We start from the raw sequence: 24,785 nt of genomic DNA on the forward strand, positions 1-24,785 counted from the left end.
CGCCGCATCAGAGAAGAGGTCCTGACGCTAACCAACACCGAGTAGAATGTGGGGCACTGTGTTGGTTAGCCTTCGAGTTGGCTACTCCTCGCTTCTAGCCTCCCAGCCCTTGTGGAAGTACACCAGCGCCATGTCGGAGTCAAAGCACTGCCCGGACGGAACGTGCTGCAAGACTTCGTGTTCTGGAATTGGCTCAACGACGCCCTCGTCAAGCAGACTGGTGACCACCTCACGGCCTCGTGGCTCGTCGATCTCGACAGTATCGGGACGCCGTTGGTCGCGGTCCTGTGCGATCTGTTCGCGCTCGAAGCGCTCATAGTCTGGCACTGTCTGGCCCATAGAGGAAAATCCCTCACCCGACCGGGGAGACACAAAAATAGCGCTAACCAACAACTGCGAAGTACAGCGGTCGCTGTTGGTTAAGACACACCACCGTTTCCGCAAAACCACGGGGAACCGAGTCAATTCGGGAGCTTCGGTGCGATCACGAATTGCATCGCTCCATCGGCGTCGGGGAACTCGGATTTCAGCACAAGCGGGACTGAGTCTCCGATATGGAGAACCCGATTCGTGCCGTCTGGCAGGCCAGCATTCGCCGATTTGACGAGCGACGAACCCAGTTTCACCGCCACATCCGCAGGCTCGAAGGCGATGAGATCGGTGTCTTCCCATCGGTAGGTCATTCTGTCAGTGTCACCGTCTGCGGCAAACCGCACTTCTTTGCTTTCTGAATAAACAGAGAGGTCAAACCGGTCGGCAAGCATATCCGCTGCCTCAAGACCGAGCGAGATGTCATCTGGATTCAGGTGGACAGTCGCCGGGATGTCGATATCCGGCATCTCGACAGGGTAACGGAGCGATTCAACCGCCTCAAGCTCGATGGTGCGCGTTATCCCGCCGATGTTGATTTCCAGTGTGCTATTCGCTGCATCGAGTGCGAACTGTGCAAGGTCGCCTGCGTCGCCGATAGAGAGTGCATCCCGGACCCGACCGACGTCCACCCCCAACGTTCCCCTCCCTGCATCGAAGGAGGTGAACGAACTCCCAGAAACACGCAGGTCGACCATCGCGTGTCCCTGCAAGTCAGCCGCCCGGATGGCGATTCCCGACTCTGTAATTCCTATCCGTGTCTTGTCTGTGACCGTGCCAGCCGCCACGAAAATCTGCTCAAACAGTTGGACCTCGCCGCTGATCTGCAGATGCCGCGGGGCATCGAGCGACAGGAGGTCCGCAGCGTCGATTTCTGCGTCACTGTCTGTCGCCGTCTCTGGCACGCTCGTTTCGGCGTCGGTGGTTGCTGTTTCGGTGCTACTGGTCGCTGTGGACTGTGACATTTCGATTACCCTCCACTTGCCGGAGGGCACACAAAATATGCCGTTGGCGGCGTCGGTCAGGGGACGACTGACGCAAGGCGGTGGGTATGGTAGTCAACCGTCCATCGCGAGTAGTTCCGTGTGATCCGGTACTCGCGAACGACTGCAACGTCTTCCAGCGACTCTTCGGGTTGTTCCCACGCAAACTCGTAGCCGGCGATCACGTCTCCCTCGTCGAGATATCCAACCGGATGATCCGGCCCATCCCATTCGACTGAGATTGGGTCGCCACCGTTTGGGGGCTGGACTCCACGGCTGACTGTCCCCTGAATGACGGATGGATCGGACGTTAACCCGTGCAACTGTGCTAAGTCACTAGCCTTGATCGGGAACTTGTCCTCCCCGTCGATGAATGAGTGCTGGGTTTGCCCGCGTACTGTTGCGTGCTCTACGCTCTCGATATCGACACCGAGAACGTCGGATAGCAGGTGGGCAAACTCAGCAGCCCCCGTCAGGACTGTTTGGTTCTGCTCCTCAATCTGCAGGGTCGTCTCTGGCGTCCGAAGCTTCCTCGTGTATGGATTCTCCGGCCGCTCAACGGGCATACAGCTGCACAGGAGCGTCCCTTCTGGCCCCGTCAGAATCCACGGCTGTTTCCCACACGGGATCGCCGTGTATCTCGACGCAGTGTATCGGCCACCGCTAGTGAGGACTCGCAATGCCTTTTCAAGAGCCTGTGCGTCAATCCCGTACCCGTAGCTGTCAGCGAGTCCGTCGATGAATGTGACTCGAGTGTCGACTGAACTGAAGTCGCCGTACGTGTTTGGAATTTGCAAGAGGTCGCCAGTTGCGTACTGCTCAACGTAGTCTCCGACGTCCCCGCCGACGACCCATCGGGTTTGCTGTTTGGTTGCTCGACCAGCCGACGTGTTGATCGACGACACTGGCCGCTGCGTTGTCAGCCCCCAGTCCTCATCTGGGGCCGCCCAACTGCCGTCGTCACGATCAGGAGCGCGACACGCCGTCGCACATCGGGCGATGCTTGCGGCATCTGGATCGAGGTCGTTGTCGGCGCTGTCTCCGTCTCCGAACGTACCGAGTGTCAAGTCAGTCATCCTCTCACCCGACAGAGGAACACAAAATTTTGCCGGCGGGGCCAACCACTACAGTTGTTTCGACTGGTTTGATAACCCGTGGCGGTTGTGTGCTTCGCCTGAAGAGTGCAAAGACGAGTCGTTTGGGTACTCAGCGATACTCTTCAACGTCGACGACTTGTTTGGTCTCTTCATGAGTGAGGTCACCGTCGACCGAGACCACTGTCGCATCAAGTTCTCGTCCGACTGCGGCAACGAGCGCGTCAACGCCGTCAAGATATGGTCCCTGTGATCCAACCTCGTCAGCGATTTGTCCCGCTTCAACCGACAGATCTTCGCTGATTTCGTATATTTCACCCCACGACAGCGCTTCAACCGCCTCTTCGAGATCGCCCGATGGGAGGTTTCCAACACCAACGAGTGCTTCAGCGTGGGCAGGAGCAGGCATTACCCATAGCTCTTCCTCACCGCCGTTCGATTCGTAGTACGTTTCTGTGGCAGGGTGACCGCTCAGGTAATCGATAAGGAAGTTCGCATCAAGAACCCTCATGTATCCTCGCCTAACCGTCGCATCCGCTCTTTCCGCTTCTCTTTCGAGTTCTCGCGCTTGTCTCGAATCCAATCGGCATCCTCATCAGAAAGAATCCCGAACCCGTCGTAGAAGTCAGCATCTTCACTCTCATCGAGGACGCGTTCGAGTACGTCGTTGAACGATTCACCCTCACGTCGGCGGCGGTCAAGCTGTCGCTTCACTTGATCGCTCACTCGTATCTGCTCATCTGCGGTCGCCATTGGTACGTCAACGTTGGCGTTGACATTGGTTAATCCTTGTGGGAAAACACAAGAACGACTTGTTCGATTAGTCGTAACAGATATCCCCGATTCACACTCGAAACCCGGTGTGTGGCCGGCGGGATTGGTGGCCTGAGTAGCGGTTACTAAACAAGTCGTTACTATTCATTTCAGAGAAAGAGCGATGATCTGGGCGGTCTGCGGGCTGATTTTGCTCTATTGATAGGGTTGTGATCAGCCGAGTTTGGGTGCTCAACGGCGTCTCTGTACAGAATTTCTTCGCTTGTGTGAGTGACTTCGGGGGTTACTTCAAAGCATTATATATTCGAAAAGATTCCTCATGGTCTTATCCAAATACGAATGTCTTTATTCTCTACGCTGACACGCTTCTCAGCATCAACCAGATCGCGTTTCTGCTCTCGCCGTCGTACAAGACACTCCGTGAGAACATCAGAGCGTTTGAAACCGCCTTTTGTCGAGGATTTCCGACTGTCTGGGCGAGGTCTGGACTGATGGACTGCCCGCTTATCAAGGGATGGAGCACGATCACCGGTACGTCGTTCACGACGACAGGCACGTCTCCGACACCTGCGTCCACACGAACCAAGCGGAGTGTCTCTGGTCACTGTTACAGCCGTGGCCTGCGAAGTTCCGCAGCCTCTCCAAGCAGGGCTTGGAGCAGGCCGCTCGCACCTACGGCTTCCTCCGGTCACTGAATCTTACTGGGGCACCGATCCACGGTCTCGTGGATTGCATCGCCGTTAACGTATTCCGCTAGTTCCGCCAGTCTACCGAAGAGCGTTGAAACGGCTACGTCACCGATAAATGTAGGAATATGTGGCCAAACCAGTCGGAAGCACGGCGACGAGAACACTCTCGTGCGACCCAGTCAGTTGGCGTCACCTCTGGTAGCATGTCGTCGAAGAACGAGCCGGACGTGGCTAGATGCGACGCACGAACAGGACCACCGCGGCGAGGACGAGTAACCCACCGGCGGCGGCCACTCCGGGGCCACTCCCGCCCAGACTCGCGGCTTCAAAGAGCATGTCGGTAGCCGAGGCTGCCGGTGTGTCGGCCGCAGCCGGGGGAGCAGACTGGCTCGGAGTCGCCGTCGCTGCGGACCCGGACTCACCACCCGACTGCTTGACGTCGGTTGCGGTGGCCCAGGTTCCCGTCTCTGTTCGCTGTGGCGTCTCGGTTTCTTCCTCCGTGGACGCACTGGGTTCGGCGCCGTCTGCCTGGTCGTCGCCCGCGTCACTGTCACCATCGTCCGACGGGGTAGTGTTGTCCGACGAGCCATCGCCGTCGACAGCACCGTCGTCGCCCGCGGTGTCGTCCGATCCGCCGGTGTCGCCGCCGCCAGAGCCGCCGGCTTCGTTGCCCCCACCGGACTGTTCGACCGACACAGTGGCGTCGCCGATGTCCGCGATGTCGTACCCGGCGCCCTGCTCGTCGTAACTGACGATGGCGTCGTTGTCGGCACGGGGGCGGATGTCGAGGTCGGTCGTGCCCGTGGCCTCGCCCTCGACCGTGACCGTCACGATGGCGACCGATCCCGTGTCGGAGGTGTTCGCCGTCGCGTACGCGATATCGCTCCACGAACGGTCATCGGCGTAGCTGACGTCGGTGAATCCCGGGTCGCCGTGGATCTGGACGTCCGCTATCGACGCGACGCTCGGGTCGGCGACGGCTACGCGCAGTTCACTTGCCCCGACGCCTCCGTCGGCGTCGCTGACGATGACGTCGACGGTCGTCGTCTCCCCCGGTGCTAGTTCGGCCTGTTCTGGTGTGACGGCTACCCCCATCGTCCCGGCGGCGACGACTGCCGACGATGCACTCACGAGGAGCGCACACAGCAGCGCGGCGGTGACGACGACCATTCGCGTTCTCCCACTCATGATCACGTTGCTCTCGCCCGTGATGGGGTATCGCTGTAATAAAAATATAGACCGGCTGAAAGTAGCGTATCAACTCTTACGACGGGTATCCTCACTCGTAGGGCCAGTCTAACGGTCGCCTGTCAGATAGTGTATCTATCTCGGGAGCCAGTATATGGTATATACCGGACGGCTATCGGTGCTATCGGCAGACAGTCCCGACCGTCGTCTTCAAAAAATGGTGTAGGTCGCTACGACGTCGTCTCGCTGAACAGCACCTGGACGTCACCGACGTCGACCGTTCCGTCGCCGTTGAGGTCGAGCTGTTCGGTGTGTTGCTGGACCGCTGCATCTTCGTGATGGGCGAACAGCACCTGGACGTCACCGACGTCGACCGTTCCGTCGCCGTTGAAGTCCTCGTAGGTGCCGTCACTGTCGGGATCGGACGGCGGGGCCGCCGAACTCCCGATCACCGGCAGCGTCACGGTCACCTCGCCGGTCTGCGTGGCGTCGACAGTCGAGACAGCGTAGGGCTGTGCCCCGAGGTCGGCGGGTGACAGGTCGAACGTGACGGTGGTGCTTTCACCGGGACCGAGCGTCACCGACTCCGTGGCGACGGTGGTCCCGTCAACGGTGAACGTCACAGCCTTCGTCGCCGTGACGGCGCCGTTGTTAGTGACTGTCGCGGACACGGTCTCCGACTCGCCCGAGACGACCGTTTCGGGGCCGGAGAGCGCCGAGACGGTGAACGGCGGATCCACGACGGTGACCTCGCCGTCGGCCACCGTGGCCACCTCGTATGGTGTCCCCGTCTCGTCGTAGACGGCGATGTCGTCCACCGAGAGCGCTGCCGTCCCGGTCTGTGCCCCGGCCAGCGACAGCGTCAGGATGGCCACGTCGTCGCCGTTCGCCGTGTCGGCCGTCGCGTACTCGACGGTAACGTCGGAGCCGTCGGCGGCTATCGAGGCGTTCACGAACGCGCTATCGGGGTTGCCCTGGACCGTCACGTCGGTTATCGACGCGATGGCAGGGTCGTCGACGGAGACGCTCATCTCGGCCGCCCCGACGCCCCCGTCCGCATCGCTCAGGACCACGTCGACCGTCGTCGAGGCCCCGCTACTGACCGACTGCTGGGACGGCGCGAGCGTGACGTCGGTCGCCGCGCCCTCGTCGGGCTGTGTGGCGTCGTCGTCCGACGGTGTCACCGTCACCGAGACGGCGTCGGTGTCGGTCGTTCCGCTGTCGTCGGTGACCGTCACCTCGTAAGTGAGGGTCGTCGTGCTCTCGATGTCGGGGGCAGTGACCGTCGGCGTGGCCGTGGCCGCGTCGGAGAGCGCGCCCGTCGGGCCGCCGGTCTGGGTCCACTCGTAGCTCACGACCGAGCCGTCGTCGTCCGTGGATCCGGTCGCATCGAGCGCGACGGTCGCCCCGGACTCGACGGTCACGTCGTCGCCGGCGTCGGCGGTCGGCGGCGAGTTCGTGTCCTGGTCCGCCGTGACGCTCAGCGTCGTACTTCCTGCGCTCGACACCGAGTACGGCGCGCCGCTCTCGTCGAAGAGGAGGACCGCCGCGTTCTCTTCTCGCGGGGTGACGGAGACATCGGTCGTGCCCTCTCCCTCGCCCTGGAGCGTGACGGTCACGATGGTAACGTCACCGGAGTCCGGTGTGTCGACGCCGAAGTACGCGATCGACGCCGAGGCGCCGTCGGCCGAGACGTCGGTCTGGGACGAGGTCGACCCGCCGGCGACGGCGATATCAGTGATCGACGCGACGGTGGGGTCGTCGACGGCGATACCGAGTTCGGCCGCCCCGACGCCCCCGTCGCTGTCGACGACGACGTCAAACGTGGTCGTCTCGTTGACGGCGACGCTGTCGCTCCCGGATTCGAGTGTGACTGCCGTTGTTCCGGCCGCCGCGGCGGTTCCCACCGGTCCGACGACCGACAGGACGAGCGCGAGTCCGACGACGACTGCTGTTGCGCTTCGAATCTGTACCGTGAGTGCGTGTGTCTGGTCCATGTTCGGTGAAAGAATTGCGGGTCGGTCGCGCGCTCAGGACTCCGAGATGACGGCCTGATAGAACGCGGCCTGTGCGTCGCCGACGTTTATCTGGCCGTCGTCGTTGAAGTCGAAGCGGTCGACGTTGTTCTCGACGACGGGGCTGTCTTGGTTGTAGAACAGCGCCTGCGCGTCGCCGACATTGAACTGGCCGTCACCGTTGACGTCCTCGAGGACTGGGTCGTCGTCGAGGTTGGTGGGGGTGCTGTCGCCGACAACCGGAGTGAGTCCGACCGTCAGCGACCCACCGCTGGTGCTGTCGATAGTGTAGCCGTTGCCCGCCACGTCAGAGACGAAGGCGTCCGAAAGCGACAGGTTCGTCGCGCCCACCTCGTCGGCCGAGACGGTGATCGTCGCGACGGTCACCGGCCCGTTCGTGTCGGTCGGAAGCCCGAACACTTCGACCTGGGCGCTCTGACCGTCGATGTCGATGTTCTCGGTGCCGCTACTGGCCGGCGTGGAGACGTTCGTGATAGTCGCACTGGTCGTGTCGGTGAGCGTGACAGTCCCCTCGAAGGACCCCACGTCGTCGGCACCGGTGACGACGACGTCGTAAGTCACCTCGTCACCTGTCGCGGCGGTCTGGTTGCTCGGTTCGAGTGACACGGCGACGTCGCCGGGCGAGGGGTCGGCCGCCGCCTCGACGGTCGTCGTTCCGCTCGCGCTATCGTCCTCGGAACTGATCGCCACGGCGTGCTGGGCCGCTGCGAGGCCTGAGGTGTCGAGGTCGAAACTGACCTGCTGGCTCGCGTCGCCCGCAAGGGTCAGAGATTGGCTGTCGACCTGCGACCCGTCGACGGCGAGCGAGACGCTCTGTGTCGCCTGCTCGTCGCCGGTGTTCTGGAGGGTCGCCGTAACGGTCGCCGTCTCGCCCTGGGTCACCGACGACGGCACGGTCAGGGCCGAGACCTGGAAGGACGCCGGCTCGGGTGCCGCGTCTACCGTGACGGTCTGGGTCGCCTGCGCCGTCGCCCCGTCGTTGTCGATGACGGTCAGTTCAACCGTGTAATCGCCGGCCGACCCGAACGTGTGGTCGACGGACTGTCCGGTCGCCGTCTCGCCATCGCCGAAGTCCCACTCGTAGCTCTCGATCGAGCCGTCAGTGTCGGCGGCCGACGCGTCGAAGGTGACCTGACTCCCGACCGCTGCGCTGGACGGACCGGTTATCGATGCCGTCGGGGGCGTGTTCGTCTCCTCCTTGACGACCGTCACAGTGAGCGGGTCGTTCGCTGCGGTTCGGCTCGAATCTCCGGGACTCAATGCCGAGCCCTCCGCGTCGACGGTGTAGTCGCCCGGACTGGCGTCCGCCGGGACGTCGACCGTGTACTCGACAGTGTACGAGACGTTGACGCCGTCGTCGTCACCGGCGAGCCAGGTCCACGTGCCGTCGCTGAAGGCCGCCGGCCCCTCGGCCGACTGTGACTCGACGGTCCACCCGTCGGGCGTCGACGTGCTCAGCTGTGGCGAGTTGAGTTCGGTGACCGTGAACTCGGTCGTGACTGTGACGTTGTCACCGGGAGTGACGCTCGCGCTATCCGCTGTCTGGCTGACGGTGACACCTGGCGCGGCCACGGCCGTCCCGACCGGTCCGACGACCGAGAGGACGAGCGTGAGCGCGACGAGCGTCGCCGCCGTTTGCCGCAATCGGTTCTGTAGACTTTCGTTCATTATCGCTGTGTATCGTGTGCTCTTGCTTCGATTGGATCGTGGTGCATCTCGCGTGCGGACACGACTCCGCCGTCGCTGCCGCTGGCGGTGCCGTCCTCGACGGACACCGACCGAGGACAGACGCGCGTGGGCGTCCGGGGCATCGGTTCGGCTGGTGTGGTCACTGCGTGCTGTCCTCCGATTCGACTATCTCGATGGCCCGGACCTCGGGATTCTCGACGGCACCTTTCTCGAAGGTCACCGTGACCGTCCCGTCACCGTCCTCGGTGACGGTGACAGTCTTCATCGTCCCGGTCGCGTGGCCGACATCGGCTACGGGGTCGTACTGCGTCAGGAACTGTTCGCCTTCGACTGAGGCGTTGAACTGCCGGTCACCGGGCGCGCTCGCGCCGGAGAACGAGTTCGCGAGGTACAGCCGCACGTCGACCTGCGTCCCGGGGTCCACGTCGAACTCCCAGGTCATGTTCCCGTAGCGCTCGCAGTCCCAGACGCCGTCGGGCGTCGAGGCGGGGACGGTGTCGTCGGGGGTCACCTCGTCACCACCGCAGAAGTTGTTGTTCTGATTCGCCACTGCGGCGAGGTGCTGCGAGCCGGTGCCCGAGACACCGGTCCAGTCGGGGCCGTCGTCCGTCGCGCTGACAGTCGTGCTCTCGCCAGCGTTGACGCGGTGGAGGACCTGCGGGTCGGACGACCCGCTCGGCTGGTCGAGTTCCAGCACGACGACGTTCGAGGTGGCGCCGGTATCGCCACTACCGTCCTCGACGGCGGCGACGAAGTGGTTGAACCCGCCTTCGGCCCCGCTACTCGAGGTGTTTGTCAGCGTCACGTCGACCGTCGCCTGACCGTCGCTACCGAGTTCGACGGTCTGGTAGCCGACGGTCTCGGCGGTGTTTCCCTCGTAGGCTTCAAGATCGTAGCCGTTCGCCTGGTTGGCGAGTCCGAGCTGTCCCTCCACCTGGAGGAACGACACCGTCGCGTCGGCGGGTCCGGAGACGGTAAGCGTCTGGTTGGCAGCGGTGACCGTCGCAGCGCTGTGCTGACTCTGAAGCGCGCCGCCGTCGAGCGAGACGTTCTGGACACCCACCGTCGGCGCGGCCGTGAGGTTTGCCTTCGCCGTGGCTTGCGAGCCACCGGCACTCCCGTCACCGAACAGCCGCGTCGTCTGCGTGGTGCCGTCGGCGTAATCGACGGTCACCGTCGACCCCGCGAGTTCGAGGCCAGAGACGGAGCCGGCCGCGCCCGTGCCTTGGGCGTTCTTAATGCTCGTCGGGTCGATGTCCACCGAGAAGGCGAACGACTCGCCGCTCTCGAAGTCGCCGAACTCGACGGTCAGTTCGTCGTAGCCGCCGTCACCGTTCTGGCCGTTGTGCGGCACCGCGAACGATCCCGACGGTGCGACAGCGCTCTCGCCGCTGTCGGGAGTGAACCCCTTCGCGCCCGCGTCACCGGCCGTTCCCTCCGGGTCGAAGACCACGTCGGGGAACGCTGCGGAACTCAGGTCGTAAGTGACCGACGAGATCTGCTTGTCGCCGGTGTTGGCGATTTCGAAAGCGCCGCCGTTGTAGGTGCTGGCGTCGATGCCGCCGTTCGCAGTGACAGCGAAGTCGGCCGAAGCGGTCCCGCTGGACCCGCCAGCGCCGTCGTCGGCGTTCGCTTCGTGTTTCAGCACCACGACGTTCGAGGCGAGGCCCATGTCGCTGGACGCCTCGCCGTGTGCGGCCACGAAGTAGTTGTAGCCGGCGTTACCGTCGTCCGCGTCGCCGGTGGTGTTGGTCAGCGTGACCGGGACCGTGGCCTCGCCGTTGCCGTCGAGCGTGACCGAGTAGTACTCGACTGACTCGGCGTCGTTGGCCTCGTAGGCCTCGACATCGTAGCCCGGTTCCCCGTCACCGTCGTCGTCCGGGACGTTCTTGAGCGTCAGTTCACCCTCGACGCGGACCAGCGTGACCGTCTCACCAGGCTGGCCCGAGACCATGAGCGTCTGGTCAGCCGAGGAGACCGTCGCGGCGCTGTGGTAGCCGTCGAGCGCGCTCTCGTCGAGCGAGACGTTCTGAGCGCCGATGGTCGGCGCGGGGGCCTCGCTCCCGTTGACGACGGCGGTCGCACCGCCGTCGCTGCCGTCACCCATCAGCTGGGTGGTCTGAGTCGAGCCGTCCTCGTAGGTGACCGTCACCGTCGAGCGGGCGAGTTCCAGTCCGGAGACGGGCCCGGCCTCCTGCGAGGCGACCGTCGCGCCCTTGATCGACGTCGGATCGTTGTCCGCCCAGAACGTCGCCTGCTCGCCGCTCTGGAAGTCGTCGAACTCGACGGTCATCACGTCGTAGCCGTCGTCGGCGTTCTGCCCGTTGTGCGGCTGGGAGAACGCTTCGGAGCCGCCGGCCGCCGTCGTGATACCGGTGTCGCCCTCGTCGACGACGTTGAGACCCTCTCCGGTCGGGTCACCGGCAGTCCCCTGCGGGTCGAACACCATGTCCGGCATCGTCGCCGTGTCGAGGTCGATCGACACCGACGTGATGTTCTTCTCGCCGGTGTTGGTGACCTGGTAGGTGCCGCCGCCGTAGGTGCTGGTCTCCAGCGGGGCGTCGGGCGTCACCTCGACCAGCGCCGCGCCGGTGGCGGCCTGTTCGCCGTCGCCGCCATCCTCGCCGTCGCCGGTGCCATCACCGACGGTGGCGTCGGTCGCCCACAGGTTGATGAGCTGCTGGATCTGTGCGTCACTGATGGTCTCGCCACCGGTGTCGGGCACCGGGCTGTCGGTCGCCCACCAGTTGATCGCCGTCTGAATCTCGCTGTCGTCTATCTTCGCGTCGCTTGCGCCGCCCGCAGCGACTGCCGCCGCGACGGTCGTGTCTCCGTCGCCGCCGTCGCTGACTTTGACGACTTCGATGGCGGAGACTTTCGGATTCTCCTGCTCGTGCAGGAACGCGACGCCGATAGCTCCGTCGTCGGGCGTCACCTCGTACGCCGCCATCGTGCCGACGTCGTGTCCGTGCTGTTGATAGAGGTCGTAGTCGTTCAGTTTCGTCTCCCCCTCGACGGCGACATCGAAGGTCCGTGGACCCTGAGCGTCGACGTTCGAGGTGTTGAGGAAGATTTCGGCGAAGTAGAGGCGGACCTCGTAGGTCGCGCCCTGCTCCGCGTCGAACGACCACTGCATCTCCGTGTCGTCAGCGGCCGAGCCGCTGGTGTTCACGTCGTAGCGTTCGGTCTGGAACACCGTTGCGGGCGTGCTCGACGGCACCGACTCCTCCAGCGTGACGGTGTCCGTCGTGCTGTACGTGGCGAGGCCGTTGTCGCCGTCGGCGTTGACGTACTGGGACGGACTGTCGCCGGTGTCACCGCTCCAGGCCGGCCCGCCGTCGGTGGCCGCCACCGCGGCGCCGCCAGCGTTGACGCGGTAGACGACCTCGCCCGTTCCGGGCGCAGTGTCGGTGTCCTGCACGGTGACGTTCACCGTGTCGGCGTCAGCGGCCTCGCCGTCGGAGACGCTGACTTCGAAGGTCAGGGTCGTCTCGCCGTCGACGTCGGGCGCGGTGAACGTCGTCTGCTCGCCGTCGTTGACGCTCAGGCTGACGTCGGGACCGGCCGTCTGCGTCCACGTGTACCCGAGCTGGTCGCCGTCCGGATCGCTGCTGCCGGCAGCGTCCAGCGTGACCTCCGTGGTCTCGTCGACGGTCTGGTCGGTGCCCGCATCGGCCGTCGGCGGCTGATTCGCGGGCGGGGTGACGTACTCGACGGAGATGTCCGTCCAGGTCGCCGAGAACGTGTTGCTCGCCCCGTTCGACGTCGAGATGACGCCGAACGCCGGCGCGACGCCGTCACTGGTGTCGAACCAGCTGGCCGGGACCGCGGCGGTCCCGACGTCGGTCACTGTCCCGTTGACTTCGTACTCGGCGGTCACCGCGACTTCCTCGACGCCGTTGTTCGGGGCGGGGTCGGTCGTCGGGTCCACCGTCATGCGGAGCGTCGTCTTCGACGTGGTGACGGCGCTGTCACTGACGACGTTCGGCGAACTCGGGTGGGTGAACTGGTCGTCGACTTCCTTGGCGAACTCGACGCCCCCGGTCCCGCCGTCGGCCGCGACGACCAGTTTCGTGTAGTTCGACTGGTCGCCGGTGCCGAGGTACAGCCCGGCTGACTGGTAGTTCTCGGGGTCGTCCGGGAAGCTACTCACCGTCGTCTCGACGGTGAACGGTTCGTCGGGCGTGTCGGCCCCGAACTGGAAGCCGTACTGCTGAGTGTTCGTGTCCGAGTAGGCGTCCCCTTGCGGGACCTGCTCGACGGTCAGGACCTCGGCCGCACCGCCGACCGTCATCTGGGACGTGTCGTAGTGGTCCTGGTAGTCCTGCCCGTTCGTCATCAGTCCAGTCCAGCCCTGTCCGTTCTCGCCGAACAGGCTGAGTTCGGAGAGGTCGTACTGGACCGGCAGCGTCGTGTCGACGCCGTTGCTGGCATCGACCGCGAACGGGTCCTCGGTGTCGTCGAGGCCGTCGTTGTCGTCGTCAGGGTCGTTCAGGTTCGAGGTGCCGTCGCCGTCGAAGTCGGCGGGCGTCGAAGCCGACGAACACGGGTCCGTGCCCGCGTCTATCTCGTCGGCGTTGTCGTAGCCGTCGCCGTCCTCGTCGAGCGAGGCGTCGTCGACACCGGTACACTGGGCCCCGCTACTGTCGTCGCTGTCGTAGTCGACCGGTTCTAGGACGGTGATGTCGTTGCCGCCGTGGTTGGCGATCCAGATGGTCCCGCCGAACACCTCGTCGTCGTCCTGGGCGGCGACCCCGAGGGGGCCGTTGGTGTTGGCGATGGTCTCGACGTTGGTGACCGTCGTCCCGTCGTCACTCAGTTTGACGCGCTTGATATTGCCGTAGAGCTCGATCTGCACGAGGTCGCCCTGCATCGCACCGCCGAAGTTCGAGGCGGTGTACTCCGTGGTCGCGCCGGTCGGACCGAACAGGACCGGGTCACCGTCCGAGAACTCCATCGTGTTCGCACTTCCGGCAGGCGCACCCGGATCGGGCGAGTTAGCGGTCGGCGGGATGTAGTCCGCCTCCGCCGGGTTCACCATACTCGACGGAACTGGCGAGTTCGACGACGTGATGTCAAATACCACGTTCCCGTTCGCGTCGTAGATGTCCGCAGCGGTCGGGTTGGCGCGGATCGGCGCGGGGTGGCCGCCGTAGTCACCCTCGTCGACCTTCACGAGCTGGTCCTGCGTGCTGAAGCTCCCGGCCTCGTTCGGGTGATTCGTGACGCTCGCCGCGTCCGCGACGGTGGCGCCGCTCCCGTCAGCGGGTTGGCCGCCCCAGCCCCCGTTCGGGCCGTGGTCGGCCGCATAGATCTGCCCGCTCTCGGTGACGACGAGGTCGTAGGGGTTGCGGTAGCCGGCCGAGTAGATCTGCACCGGCCCGCCCTCGACGAGTTTCGCTTGGTTGATCCCGTCGTTCCCGCCGAACGGCAGGTCGTCGCCGTCCGTCGCGTCGTCGTTCTGGATCGTCGGGATCCCGTAGTAGAACGACACGTCAGGGTAGTCGCTGTCGTAACTCTGCAGGCTCTTTGGCTGGTGATTGGCCTCGATCTGCGCGAGGTCGATCTCCAGGATGGCCGCCGAGAGAGCGTACTCGGGCGTGTGCCCGAAGTTGTCGCCCGGCGCACCCTTGTTCGTGTGACCGCCCTGGGCGACGTACAGCGTGTCGCCGTCGGCCGAGAGGTCGAGACCGTTGGTCGCGTGGTTCTCCTCGGAGCGCGGCAGGCCGAGGACCAGCACCTCGTGGTCCACCTCGCTCGCCTGCAGGGTCCCGTCACTGCCGGGCGAGACGGTCAGTCTCGAGATGGCACCCGAGTTCGTGTCCGTGTCGTCGTCGTCCTGCCCGACGTCGATGGACGGGTCCGACGACGAGACGTAGATGACCGGGTTAGCGGCGGTGCCGCCGGCGGTGAGGCCAGTGATCTGCCGGTCGGTCTCGTTGGGGTTGTAGTTTCCGTTGTCGTCGTGGTTCGGAATGTATTTGATCGCGTCGATCGCGACCTCGTTGACGACCTCATAACTGTTCTTGCCCGTACGCTCGACCGCGAGCGCGTAGACGGTGCCGCCCTGTGTCGAGACGTACGCGCGGCCGTCAGGACCGAAGTCGATGGCCGTCGGCTTGCCTGCGCTGAAGCCCTGGAGCGTGCTCTTGGAGAAGCCGGGGTCGACAGCGCTGGCGCCCTCGCCGGAGAGTGCGACCGTCAGCGGGCTGTTGGATCCGCTGTGGCTGACCGAGAGCGTCGCACTCACCGTCGACACGTCCGACGGCGCGAACGTCACCGGGATGTCAGCTGACTCGCCGGGCGCGAGCGTCGTCTGTGACGCCGACCCCGCGGCGAACGTGTCGTCACCGCTGACGGAGACGTCGGTGATGTCGATGCTCGGGTCGCCGCTGTCGCCGAGGTTCGTCACCGTCACCGTCTCCGTCTCGCTGTCACCAGTGACGACCTGACCGGCGTCGACGTTCGACGGACCGCCGAGCGTGTCCGGTTGCGGGTCGACCGCGACTATCTCGATGGCGTTGACCTGCGGGTTTTCCGTGACGTGTCCGAAGTCGACGTCGATGGTCCCGTCGCTGGTGACGGTGTACGACTCCATCGCTCCGGTGTCGTTGCCGTAGGTCTCGATGATGTCGAAGTCGTCGAGGACGGTCTGGTTCTCCACCGAAACGTCGAAGACGCGGTCGCCGGCGCTACTAGTGCCGGTGTACCCGTCGTAGAAGTAGAGTCGGACCGCCACCTGCTGGCCCTCCGGCACGTCGAACTCGTACTGCATCTCCGGGCTCTCGGACGGGTCCCAGCGCTCTGTCTCCCAGATCTGGCTGGGCGTGTCGGACGGAACCGAGTCGTCGATGGTACCGGGCTGGCCATGCGAGGACATCTCGTCCTGGCCCGCCACCTGGTACGTCGACAGTGCGTCCCACGTGTTCCCGTCGGCGGTGAACGACCCGCCCGCGTTCGCGCGATAGATCACGTCACCGCTCGCTGTCTGTGCGTTCGCTACCCCCACGCTGGCTGTCATCCCGACGGTCACCGCTGACGTCATCATGACGACCGAAAACACGACCGCCAGGAACCGTCTCGTCGTTATCCTCCCACTCATCCTGTCCCTCGTTGCTGTGATATGGTGTTGCTCATGATCCTGTGTCGGCACTCCCGAGCACAGCGGACTGTCACACCGTCGCGAACCCGACTCTAGTCGTCATCAACACCCCCCGGGCGTCGTGCGTCGCACTCCCAACCGCCGGTGTGGAGGGCTGCTGCACCGTCAGTGCCACCACCTGTCAGTGAGCCGGAGGCACGCTATGTAATATACTTTATAATACAAGCTGCATCGATTCAATCACTCTCAGAAACAGGTGGATTCAGCTATAGTGAACTGCTACCACAGAAGTAAACCTAAATAAACTTTCTGGCCGAATACGCAAGACTGCGAGGGTATTCGACGGGGTTATCCCAGTCGTACCGGCCAGTTGCTGGCCCCACGGTTCGCTCTCGACCGAGAAACCCTGGTTCGAGGCGGTTCTCTGGGCCACGTCCCGAGGCATCCCCCGTCACTGCATTCGTTCTGGGTTCGGCGGTGGCGTTTCCAGCGACTTTCCGTCAGTGGCCGCCTACTGGGCGTCTGCGGCGGGTGGGTTGGAAAAGGACCACAATCGTCGTTGTCCTCCCCGCTGTCAGGACTGGGCTATTCGCGAGTCACGACATGCTGCTAACGCCGATAATACAAGACTCTACGCTGGAGTTTCAGAGTCAGAAACTCGCATTGTGGTTTTAGTACACATCGGCCAGTAGATGTCGGTAGCCGCCGGTCGGAGGCGGTCCCCGAAAAGTATCCGACACACCTGCCCTCCATCGCCCCCGCCCGTTCCCCGCTTGGGGCTGGAGCCCACCGAGTGCCTTCTGACATGCCCTCCTCACACGCTCCATCTCCCGTACTCCCCCTCTCGTCGCTTCACCAGGCCTCCAGAGCCTGCCGCGCTCTCGCTATGAGTTGTATTTAATTACCCATCTGTGACGACGCTACACTGACACTAGTAAACTCAATCTGTGCTCCGTCGCTGGGGCTCTCTGCTATGGTTGCATCCCAGTCATGGGCGTCAGCAATCTGCTTGACGATTGAGAGTCCGAATCCGGTACCGCTTCTTGTGCTTGTATAGCCGTCAGTGAAAATCTGGTCACGTTCTACTGGATCAATTCCCGGTCCGTCGTCGCTAACGAAGAATCCATTTGTAAGTGTACCAACTGTGACTGTCACGTCTGTACCAGCGTGAGTCACTGCATTGGCAAAGAGATTCTCAAGAAGTTGGCGGACGCGTCCTGAGTCAGCCTCAAACTCCATATCGTCATTCGCTCTTGTGAAGTACATTGTTGATTTTCAGAGCGCGGCGTCGAGAGCGTGTTTGAGCGCTTCGTCGCCTGGTTTTCTGTAGAGTTCACGGCGGAGTTCGAAGGCCCTGAGATACGGCGTTAGCTTGTCTTTCGAGACACTTCGGTGGGGCGAGAGCCACCGTCGCGTCAGCGACGCGTGGCTCTCGCAACCGTTGACGTGTACGTCACCATCAGCGTATTCACCATCGCCGTGGACGACGTACTCGCGGTCGAATTCATCGTCGTCCTCTAGCGCGTCATCCGCTCGAAATCCGTCCGTATAGACGGTTAACGACTCCTGTTCGTGGTCGGCGAGCAGGAGTCGAACGGTCGATTCGTCGGCGGATTTCGCTGGCACGACGTACCGCTCGTCCGAGCCGCGATCGACCAGCGTGAACACCGGCGGTTTGTCGCCGGCGTACGATCCTCGACCACGCGTGGACAGGCCACGCGAGCGCGACTTCTGGTCGCGCTCGCGGCCTTTCAGCCCGGCAGAGACGTACACTTCGTCGATCTCGACCGGTCCGGACAGCCGTATCGCAGGCGCGTCGAGCGCTCTGGCGAAGCGCTCGACGTGCCGTCTCACCGTCCTGTAGGAACAATCGAGTTCCACTTCGATCTGACGAAGGCTCGTCTTGAACCGTAAGAACACGTAGATCGTGAAATACCACTCTTTGAGATTGAGCTTCGAGTGAGCGAAGATCGTGCCGGTCTTGTCGTTGAACGTGCGACCGCAATTCTTACACAAATACCGCTGATACACCCGATAGCTGCCGTTTCTGACCGTCAGGTCAGAACGGCAGCGGGGGCACTCGACACCATCACGCCAGCGAACCTGTTGCAGCAGGTCCGCTGCAGCCGATTCCGACACGAACCGGCTCATTGGGAACATGTCGGGCACCGCTGACGCGGTGCCCTTGCCCTCTTCGACTTTCAGCCGCAGCTCTCGCCGTCAACAATCTCCTACGCAAGAGCGTTCGACAAAGTACGCCCACTGCCCGTCCCGCTCGTCTTGCCGGTCCGCGTCGAGTTCGACACGGAATTTATACATACCGTCGTCTTGGCCGCGACAGGTGAGCGACGGGATGGCTGCCTCACCTCGCGCACACAGAGCTCGAGCCGACGTCTTGCTTGCGTGTTCACGGTTCCCGTCTCGAGTTACCTCCCGCTCAGCTCGTACATACTCCTCGAACTCATCGAGTAGTACTTCGGGTTCGCACGGGTTCCGCGGGTCTTCGTGATCATCGAGTGGAGAGTCGTATCCCGGTGGGTACGTGTCGGGGAGATAATCGGAGTGCCAGAAACGAATATTTGTCGCCAGTTCTGTGCGGCCGAACTCCTCGGCCGGGACCGGTTCGTACTCACCGTCCTGTTCAACAAGGAAAATCTGTCCCCGTACGTCGTGATCAGTGTATGCGACGTATTCATCAGTCGGCACTGCGCTATCAGGCTCGTGAAGTGGAATACAAATCCAGTCCCGATCTGGGTGCGAAAGCGAATCGTGATACCCAGCAAACTCAGCGATCGGTCTCACAGGAACCGCGTCACCTGTGGCGGCGAGATTACTCGTGTCCGCTACCGCGAGTGACGCACTGTCTGGCGAAAACTGGCTCACAGCATGTTCGAACAGCAGTGACATCTACAATTCAATATGTATGTGGAATAGTAATGGTTTGTAAACTGTTACTCTAATAGAGAATTCGAAGCTACTCCGTCCTACCCGTTACCGTCGAATCACCGCTATTGTCCCTTTCAGCAAATCCCGGTCGCACTCTCAAGCAGTCGCTTTGATAGGTGTTGTGGCAAGCGCCTTGCCCAATAGTTCGAGGTCATCCCGGTACTCAATCGTCTCAAGCCACCGGTCGGGGAGCGCGTCAGCACCAAACCGTGCACCGGCGATCGAACCGGTGACTGCGCCAAGCGTGTCCGTGTCTCCGCCCCGGTTCACGGATGTGATGATAGCTTCTTCTGGCGTTTCAGCCGTCAGCTCATCGTACAGCGAGGTTTGCAACGTGTGGACGACATACCCGGTATCCTCCAACTGGTCGTTGTCAAGGAGGTCGGGCACCAAACGAATAGTTTCGACGAGTTCGTCCGGAGCGTCGCTTTCGACCCGGACGATGGCGTCGTTCAGTGGGTCACTGTCGCCGCGAAGGTACCCGGCGATAGTGTGGTTGAGAATCGTGCAGCCGTACTGGCACCGCGGGTCGTGGTGCGTGATTGCAGATGATTGTCTGCTCACGGTGTCTAAAACGTCTAAATCGTCGGCGAAGGCGATGGCGTGTGGAGCACACCACATGATGCTTCCGTTCCCGGCGTTGGACCCTTCGGCACGGCGCTGCCAGACATCCCGGCCAGCATCCCGCCACGACATCCCCGATTGGTATTCACTGATCGCGTCAGCGGTCATGAGCCCGATATCGAACGGCTCGTCGTCGTACCAGTCCGCGAACCGGTCAGCGATGTCCTGCCCGTCGAAGGTTTGCTGTTCGGCGAGGCTGCGCGCGATGCATAACGCCATGTCCGTGCCGTCAGTCACGGTCCCGGCTGGTTGCCCGTGCGTGCCGTGCTCGAGCATCTCCGTCACAGTGCCGTGCTGTTCGGCAATCCAGTCGGGCGACCGGAACTCAACCGGGCGACCCAACGCATCCCCGCAGGCTAATCCCAACAAAGCACCTTTCGCGGCGTCCGTCGAAACCATCGTACGTGTCTATATACGAGACAGGCCCACTTGTAGCTACGTTGGCCTAACGCGTTACTAGCATCTTCTCTGCCAACGTGGGTCCGCCAAAAAACGAGTGATCACACAATCTCAACGGCAGGACGTCGATACTCGTCATCGAGAGAAGCCCCGCCAAGCGTCGAGTAGAGTTCGATGAGGTCGGCGACGTCGCTCGTGCAGTAGTTTTCGAGCAGGCGGGTCAGTTCACGGTGGACACTGGTTCCTTCGAGGCCGGCTTCCACGTTGTCAACATATTTTTCGCCGAGTACCTGCCCGATGTGCTTCCCCTGGACAGCCGGCCCATCGATACCCGATAGGTAGTTTTCGGGGAATGTGTAATCGTCGTACCAGACGCTGTCGTTGTCGATACCTGCGATATCGTAGGCCTTCCAATCGGGGAGGATAGGCTGGTTGTCCCGAAGCTCATCAGCGTACTCGTCAGCAGCGGCGAGCGCGACATCAACGTGATTCTCGAACAGGTCTTCGACGCGGCGCCGTAACTCGCCGTCGACATCATCAAGCTCCTGTGCCCAATTCAGCAGGTGCCGCCCGTCGAACCACGCACCGTTGTACGTGAGCAGCCGATCGATTTGCCGCCGGTCCCACCAGTCGAACAACCGCTCGAACAATTCAATGGTGTGCGCGTCATCCCACCCACCATTGCGGAACAATACATCGGTCTCAGGCGTGTTCTGTAAACCGTCAGCGTAGGCGAGTCCAACTGCGATCCACTCGTAGTACGACGTGTCATTCGAATTGTCCGGCGGTTCCTCAAACGGACTCGCAGTCTCGATATCTAAAACCAACGTCCCCATCTTACACGTTCTTCATCATTGCCGCTGTAATGAAGATTTCCTCTCTGGCAGGCTCACAGACTCATTTTCGGATTACTTCACTCCGACCTCAATGTTCTGTTGAACAGCGCCTTCGTTCAGAAGATGCTGGTATGAGAACAGTCTTAGTTCATGAGGAATGTCTCGAATTCACGGGCGGGGGAGTGGAATCCAGCCTCGTCGATCCAGCGTTTGAGGTACGTATCTGCAGTCGCCGCGGAAATCATATCGTTCTCGACGAAACGGACAAGGAGACCGATAGAGCCGGTTAGACTGATGTCTCGTTGAGTTGCGGTTGCACGAGCATCGCCGTCATCAGTGATAACGGTCCCATCGACGGTCTCTGCGACGGCTAAGGCCTGTGCCTCGCCTGGGTCAAGCCTTTCCAGAAAGGTCGCCTCCAATGTCTGCGCTTGTGACGACAGTTCGGCAACCGGAATATCCTCTTCAAGCACTGTCAGCGCGTTTGCTAAGTAGGAGTGGGTTTTAACACCGTCTTCAACTTCAGTCCGGACAGCTGGCACAGTGACGAGTCGAGGAAGGTCTTCGAGCAGTTCGACACGCTGGACGTGTGCGAAGTTCGACAGCACGGTAGTGGTGAGAACAGTCGCATTGCGCGGTGGCGTTGTCATTCAAGATTCCGAGCGACATCGATCTCGTCGCGTGCAGCGTCCATGTCTTCAGGTCCAAAGCGAAGTTCGATTCCCTCTTCGCGGAGGATGTCCCGCATCTCGAAACGGTTCATGTCGGCGAGTCGAGCAGCAGTGCCGAGGGTAATTGCTTCGTCCTCGTATAACGACACCGCGGCAGCGATCCGGGCGTTCTCATTTTCGTCGAAGTATTCACGTAGGACGTGACGGATCGCATCACTCTTGTTCTCGAAGATTCCCGCTTTGACAGCACCCTCCATGAGGTCGGTGAGGTCATCCGGAATGGTAGCGGTGGTCCGGGACATGGCTTTGTCCAATACTAGCTCTGCATACATTATATGAACTGTGCTGATTGCCCCCATAGTTCGAGAAACGCGGCGTGAACGGCTGAGTTCAGGTACGCGAGGAGGAGCGTATCGTCGTCATTGGGGTCCTTCCGTATCGTGCGCATTAGGACTGCGAACTGCCGTGTAAGGCCGTACAGCGCTGTTCAATCTGGATTCAGGTCGTATGAAATGTGTAGTACCACAGCTAGTGTGGCTGGTCGGTTGGTAGTCAGTGAACGTTTCTATCATGGTATGTTTTTGATGATCACGTAAGAATCTCAGTGCTCAAGAGGGGTGTATCGAAGAAAACGCCGCCTCCACAGGCGGCGGCAGCTACGTTGAAAACACTTCCACACCGGTCTGGCCGGCGAGTGTGTCCTTGACTGACTGTGTCGTTCGGGGTTCAGCTGTTTCAACTGTGGCGCGGACGGTAGCTTCGGTGGCGGAGAGGCCGGGTTGTAGCTCCTGGAGGTCCTCAACAGTGACAACGAGGATACCGTCAGCGCGCGATAGCTGCCGCTCTGCGTTGGTCACAAGGTCGCCGTCCGCCCCGTTCGGAACGCGGACGGTGACGACCAGGGTCGTGGTCTGTCGCGTCTCGGTGTCACTGGTGATTGCCATCGTAGTACCTCCATAGTGGAGCGACCCGGCGGGACCGTCCCGCCATGATTCGCTCCGAATGCGCAAGAGGTGATTCGAACACCTGTTTCAGCCATGGCACGGCCGCGTGGTAGGCCAGACTCCACTACTCGCGCAAAAACTGCAAGAAATCTCAGGCTGGCTCGAAGTCATCGATCTCTCCGATGACCTGCGCCGGTTCTTCGGCGTAGCCGATGAACTCCAGCACTTGCTCGGACCACCCCGAGACGTTGTACACGTCCTCGTAACCTTTCGGCGTAGCGAGGTCGCCGTATGACGCGAGGTCGATCATATACAGCGAGGCCTCCGGCGACACTGCAGCACGGTAGTCATCGAAGGCTGCACGGACTGTTCGATCGCCGTCGACCAGCCAAGCTGTTGAATCCCAGATCTGCATATCCGTAAACAGGACCACGCGGTCGACGGCGATATGCTCCTTGCGGAGGTAGTCCAGCACTTTCCAGCCATTCGTTGAGGTCCCAACCTCCTCATCGATACCCATGACAGCTCGTTGCCGTTGAAGGACCGGCGTATCGACGTGGGTCGATACCGTCTGGAAGTCCGACCCGAACCCGCCGACGCGGGCACCCTGTTCGGCCAGCACCGAACCGAACAGCGCACCGATCTCCTTCCGCTGCAGCGTGCTCTGCTCGGAGAGCGCCGCAGTCATCGACCCGGAGAGGTCCACGCCGACGAACGTGTCGCCGAGATCGTCGAACACGTGCTCGACAGACACGTCGACAGCCTGTTCCAGCCAGCGTTCGACTTCGGGCGCGTTGATGCCCGCGTCTTGGAGCACTTTATACGCCTGGTAGTACCGGAACGGGTACAGTGGTGCACGCCGCACCGCTTCGAGATCGAGATGCCCGACGATGGTTGCCTCGTCGACGCCCGCTTCGAGCATGTTCCGGAGGTTCCGGATCGAGGCGAAGATCGGCAGGGAGTACTCCTCATCTGTGATGAGTGTCTCCCACGCCTCGGCGGTGTTCCCCCGGTCGGAAATGACCGTCTCCCACGTGTTTGGCGACGGCAGCGGATCGACGTCCGGGTAGTCGTCAAGGTCACCGCGCATGAACCGCTCGAACAGGTCTTCCTGCTCTTCATCGACCGGTGTCGGGTGCACGCGGTTGAACACGTCGTGCAGCGTCACCTCACGACGCGGAAGCGCGTACTTCTCCAGCGTGTACGCGTCGGCCATCTCGACGAGCGCGTCTTCGATACCGCGCCGCAGCGGCCACGGCGCAGTCCCACCGAACAGTTTGTCGTGGACGGCCAGCGCTGTCGCTGTCTCGTCCATTCGCTGGACGATGGCTGGCGTCCACTCCCGGATGAGCGACGCGTCCGAGTCGTCTTTGAACCGGTCGTCGTTCGCGGCGAGGACGAGCAGTACCTGCGGGATGTCCCGGAGGTGCATTTCCTGGCGCGCGTACGCGGCGAGTTTGAGGACGAAATCCGGGTCCACGGCTGTCGCGGCGTCGAACCGTTCGACGATTGCCTGCAGGTGCTCGGTGTCGTCCTCGTAGTACGAATCCTTTAGGAGCTGGTTGATCGTTCGTTTGTACAGTGCGAGTCGTGGGTCCGCGGGCCGGAACGCCTCACCGCCCCCGTGGTTGGTGGTGCGTGTCGCCTCCGCAACCGTCTGTTTCGTATCGTTCAGTTGCATGCTATCACCGGCGTCGCAATAGTCGACGCCGCAAACCGCTCACCGCGAGCGGGGAACATCCCTGACAGGATTCGAACCTGTGACACCCGGCTTCGAAGGCCGGTGCTCGTTCCGGGCTGAGCTTCAGGGACAACAGTGGCCGGAAAATCGCTGGAGCGTAGATACTGTGTTACCAGTTACACTAGAGCGGCCGGTCCGCTCCCGGGACTCGAACCCGGAGTAGTCGCTCCACAAGCGAAGGAACACTCCAGCTCGACGACCACTATATGAATGTTGACGACCGGGAAATTATCGAAGCGGGTCCGGTGTCGGGACAGTCCCTTTGTCCGGACATAACGATAGGCAGAGGGCCTACCGTCAGGACTTGAACCTGATTGATGCCAGATCGAAGGAACGCTTCGACTCGACGGTCGCCACGAATGATGGCGGCCGGAAAATCGACGGAGCGGTGCGGGAGTTGAACCCGCGGGTGCCTGAGGAAGGAACGCTCCGTCTCGACGGCCGCCGACGAATGGTGGGACACCGGAAAATCGGTGGTGGGTGGACTGCGACTCCTATCAAGAGGAAGTAACCCACCACCTCGACGGTGTCCCGAGAGCCTGCGCCAGGAGTCGAACCTGGACCGCGTCCATACCACGGACGTGCGGTGCCGATTACGCCACACAGGCAAAGGCCGGGTGCGAGACTCGAACTCACTGCCCGTCCGTCACAGGGCCGAAGGTTGCCAGTTACCCCAACCCGGCCACGCAGTACTCGATTC

At 62.3% G+C, this 24,785-nt stretch carries 19 protein-coding genes, 3 tRNA genes and 1 pseudogene; 1 reads left to right on the top strand and 22 read right to left on the bottom strand.

Annotated features, from left to right (window positions below):
- Positions 1 to 81: 81 nt before the first annotated feature.
- The 5 genes from D3D01_RS14265 to D3D01_RS14285 form a co-directional block, all read right to left on the bottom strand.
- The gene (locus tag D3D01_RS14265; RefSeq protein ID WP_121512636.1) at positions 82 to 339 is read right to left on the bottom strand and encodes a hypothetical protein; all 258 of its coding nucleotides are present in this window, start codon (positions 337 to 339) and stop codon (positions 82 to 84) included.
- A 122-nt stretch (positions 340 to 461) separates the two neighbouring features.
- Positions 462 to 1,334: a hypothetical protein gene (locus D3D01_RS14270; RefSeq protein ID WP_121512637.1), complete on the bottom strand. Its 873-nt coding sequence runs from the start codon at positions 1,332 to 1,334 to the stop codon at positions 462 to 464.
- 56 nt (positions 1,335 to 1,390) lie between these two features.
- Positions 1,391 to 2,428: a hypothetical protein gene (locus tag D3D01_RS14275; RefSeq protein ID WP_121512638.1), complete on the bottom strand. Its 1,038-nt coding sequence runs from the start codon at positions 2,426 to 2,428 to the stop codon at positions 1,391 to 1,393.
- A gap of 130 nt (positions 2,429 to 2,558) precedes the next feature.
- A complete protein-coding gene (locus tag D3D01_RS14280; protein ID WP_121512639.1) occupies positions 2,559 to 2,957 on the bottom strand; it encodes a PIN domain-containing protein in 399 nt (132 codons plus the stop codon).
- Positions 2,954 to 3,199, bottom strand: coding sequence for an antitoxin VapB family protein (locus tag D3D01_RS14285; RefSeq protein WP_121512640.1), 246 nt, complete (start codon positions 3,197 to 3,199; stop codon positions 2,954 to 2,956). The genes D3D01_RS14280 and D3D01_RS14285 overlap by 4 nt, the downstream gene beginning before the upstream one ends.
- 365 nt (positions 3,200 to 3,564) lie before the next feature.
- Between D3D01_RS14285 and D3D01_RS14290 the strand changes: the two are divergent.
- Positions 3,565 to 3,977 (top strand): annotated as a pseudogene (locus D3D01_RS14290) (hypothetical protein); the annotation flags it as partial.
- A 163-nt stretch (positions 3,978 to 4,140) separates the two neighbouring features.
- Here D3D01_RS14290 and D3D01_RS14295 read toward each other — a convergent pair.
- From D3D01_RS14295 to D3D01_RS23715, 17 genes are all read right to left on the bottom strand, one after another.
- Positions 4,141 to 5,097, bottom strand: coding sequence for a hypothetical protein (locus tag D3D01_RS14295; RefSeq protein ID WP_121512641.1), 957 nt, complete (start codon positions 5,095 to 5,097; stop codon positions 4,141 to 4,143).
- 230 nt (positions 5,098 to 5,327) lie between these two features.
- Positions 5,328 to 7,094, bottom strand: a complete 1,767-nt coding sequence (locus tag D3D01_RS14300) for a CARDB domain-containing protein (protein WP_121512642.1) — start codon at positions 7,092 to 7,094, stop codon at positions 5,328 to 5,330.
- 33 nt (positions 7,095 to 7,127) lie between these two features.
- The gene (locus D3D01_RS14305) at positions 7,128 to 8,801 is read right to left on the bottom strand and encodes a PKD domain-containing protein (protein WP_121512643.1); all 1,674 of its coding nucleotides are present in this window, start codon (positions 8,799 to 8,801) and stop codon (positions 7,128 to 7,130) included.
- Positions 8,801 to 8,965: a hypothetical protein gene (locus D3D01_RS23710; RefSeq protein ID WP_158600465.1), complete on the bottom strand. Its 165-nt coding sequence runs from the start codon at positions 8,963 to 8,965 to the stop codon at positions 8,801 to 8,803. The genes D3D01_RS14305 and D3D01_RS23710 overlap by 1 nt, the downstream gene beginning before the upstream one ends.
- The gene (locus D3D01_RS14310; RefSeq protein WP_121512644.1) at positions 8,962 to 15,924 is read right to left on the bottom strand and encodes a malectin domain-containing carbohydrate-binding protein; all 6,963 of its coding nucleotides are present in this window, start codon (positions 15,922 to 15,924) and stop codon (positions 8,962 to 8,964) included. Before D3D01_RS14310 ends, D3D01_RS23710 begins: the two co-directional genes overlap by 4 nt.
- An 897-nt stretch (positions 15,925 to 16,821) precedes the next feature.
- On the bottom strand, positions 16,822 to 17,163 hold the full coding sequence (locus D3D01_RS14315) for a HAMP domain-containing sensor histidine kinase (protein WP_233563373.1): 342 nt from the start codon (positions 17,161 to 17,163) through the stop codon (positions 16,822 to 16,824).
- 36 nt (positions 17,164 to 17,199) lie between these two features.
- A complete protein-coding gene (locus D3D01_RS14320; RefSeq protein ID WP_121512665.1) occupies positions 17,200 to 18,084 on the bottom strand; it encodes an IS1595 family transposase in 885 nt (294 codons plus the stop codon).
- 60 nt (positions 18,085 to 18,144) lie between these two features.
- Positions 18,145 to 18,630 carry a hypothetical protein gene (locus tag D3D01_RS14325; protein WP_147439907.1) on the bottom strand — a complete coding sequence of 162 codons (486 nt, stop codon included), beginning with the start codon at positions 18,628 to 18,630 and terminating at the stop codon, positions 18,145 to 18,147.
- Positions 18,631 to 18,966: 336 nt separating this feature from the next.
- On the bottom strand, positions 18,967 to 19,893 hold the full coding sequence (locus D3D01_RS14330) for an ADP-ribosylglycohydrolase family protein (RefSeq protein WP_121512647.1): 927 nt from the start codon (positions 19,891 to 19,893) through the stop codon (positions 18,967 to 18,969).
- Positions 19,894 to 19,994: 101 nt separating this feature from the next.
- A complete protein-coding gene (locus tag D3D01_RS14335) occupies positions 19,995 to 20,729 on the bottom strand; it encodes a hypothetical protein (RefSeq protein ID WP_121512648.1) in 735 nt (244 codons plus the stop codon).
- A 143-nt stretch (positions 20,730 to 20,872) separates the two neighbouring features.
- Positions 20,873 to 21,379: a twitching motility protein PilT gene (locus D3D01_RS14340; protein ID WP_121512649.1), complete on the bottom strand. Its 507-nt coding sequence runs from the start codon at positions 21,377 to 21,379 to the stop codon at positions 20,873 to 20,875.
- Positions 21,376 to 21,702, bottom strand: a complete 327-nt coding sequence (locus D3D01_RS14345) for a UPF0175 family protein (RefSeq protein WP_121512650.1) — start codon at positions 21,700 to 21,702, stop codon at positions 21,376 to 21,378. The genes D3D01_RS14340 and D3D01_RS14345 overlap by 4 nt, the downstream gene beginning before the upstream one ends.
- Positions 21,703 to 22,056: 354 nt before the next feature.
- Positions 22,057 to 22,344: a hypothetical protein gene (locus tag D3D01_RS14350; RefSeq protein WP_121512651.1), complete on the bottom strand. Its 288-nt coding sequence runs from the start codon at positions 22,342 to 22,344 to the stop codon at positions 22,057 to 22,059.
- 59 nt (positions 22,345 to 22,403) lie between these two features.
- Positions 22,404 to 22,478, bottom strand: a tRNA-Gly gene (locus tag D3D01_RS14355).
- A gap of 17 nt (positions 22,479 to 22,495) precedes the next feature.
- A complete protein-coding gene (locus D3D01_RS14360; protein ID WP_121512652.1) occupies positions 22,496 to 24,025 on the bottom strand; it encodes a TROVE domain-containing protein in 1,530 nt (509 codons plus the stop codon).
- A gap of 56 nt (positions 24,026 to 24,081) precedes the next feature.
- Positions 24,082 to 24,156, bottom strand: a tRNA-Arg gene (locus D3D01_RS14365).
- A 540-nt stretch (positions 24,157 to 24,696) separates the two neighbouring features.
- Positions 24,697 to 24,768 (bottom strand) — tRNA-His (locus tag D3D01_RS23715).
- Positions 24,769 to 24,785 lie beyond the last annotated feature (17 nt).

This window comes from Haloarcula sp. Atlit-7R, from assembly GCF_003666065.1.
Taxonomy (GTDB): domain Archaea; phylum Halobacteriota; class Halobacteria; order Halobacteriales; family Haloarculaceae; genus Haloarcula; species Haloarcula taiwanensis.

What these genes read in the sequence shown, in the direction of transcription:
- D3D01_RS14265 (WP_121512636.1), bottom strand. Translation starts at nt 339, where the DNA reads ATGGGCCAGACAGTGCCAGACTATGAGCGCTTCGAGCGCGAACAGATC.
- D3D01_RS14270 (WP_121512637.1), bottom strand. Translation starts at nt 1,334, where the DNA reads ATGTCACAGTCCACAGCGACCAGTAGCACCGAAACAGCAACCACCGAC.
- D3D01_RS14275 (WP_121512638.1), bottom strand. Translation starts at nt 2,428, where the DNA reads ATGACTGACTTGACACTCGGTACGTTCGGAGACGGAGACAGCGCCGAC.
- D3D01_RS14280 (WP_121512639.1), bottom strand. Translation starts at nt 2,957, where the DNA reads ATGAGGGTTCTTGATGCGAACTTCCTTATCGATTACCTGAGCGGTCAC.
- D3D01_RS14285 (WP_121512640.1), bottom strand. Translation starts at nt 3,199, where the DNA reads ATGGCGACCGCAGATGAGCAGATACGAGTGAGCGATCAAGTGAAGCGA.
- D3D01_RS14295 (WP_121512641.1), bottom strand. Translation starts at nt 5,097, where the DNA reads ATGAGTGGGAGAACGCGAATGGTCGTCGTCACCGCCGCGCTGCTGTGT.
- D3D01_RS14300 (WP_121512642.1), bottom strand. Translation starts at nt 7,094, where the DNA reads ATGGACCAGACACACGCACTCACGGTACAGATTCGAAGCGCAACAGCA.
- D3D01_RS14305 (WP_121512643.1), bottom strand. Translation starts at nt 8,801, where the DNA reads ATGAACGAAAGTCTACAGAACCGATTGCGGCAAACGGCGGCGACGCTC.
- D3D01_RS14310 (WP_121512644.1), bottom strand. Translation starts at nt 15,924, where the DNA reads ATGAGTGGGAGGATAACGACGAGACGGTTCCTGGCGGTCGTGTTTTCG.
- D3D01_RS14315 (WP_233563373.1), bottom strand. Translation starts at nt 17,163, where the DNA reads ATGGAGTTTGAGGCTGACTCAGGACGCGTCCGCCAACTTCTTGAGAAT.
- D3D01_RS14320 (WP_121512665.1), bottom strand. Translation starts at nt 18,084, where the DNA reads ATGTTCCCAATGAGCCGGTTCGTGTCGGAATCGGCTGCAGCGGACCTG.
- D3D01_RS14330 (WP_121512647.1), bottom strand. Translation starts at nt 19,893, where the DNA reads ATGGTTTCGACGGACGCCGCGAAAGGTGCTTTGTTGGGATTAGCCTGC.
- D3D01_RS14335 (WP_121512648.1), bottom strand. Translation starts at nt 20,729, where the DNA reads ATGGGGACGTTGGTTTTAGATATCGAGACTGCGAGTCCGTTTGAGGAA.
- D3D01_RS14340 (WP_121512649.1), bottom strand. Translation starts at nt 21,379, where the DNA reads ATGACAACGCCACCGCGCAATGCGACTGTTCTCACCACTACCGTGCTG.
- D3D01_RS14345 (WP_121512650.1), bottom strand. Translation starts at nt 21,702, where the DNA reads ATGTCCCGGACCACCGCTACCATTCCGGATGACCTCACCGACCTCATG.
- D3D01_RS14350 (WP_121512651.1), bottom strand. Translation starts at nt 22,344, where the DNA reads ATGGCAATCACCAGTGACACCGAGACGCGACAGACCACGACCCTGGTC.
- D3D01_RS14360 (WP_121512652.1), bottom strand. Translation starts at nt 24,025, where the DNA reads ATGCAACTGAACGATACGAAACAGACGGTTGCGGAGGCGACACGCACC.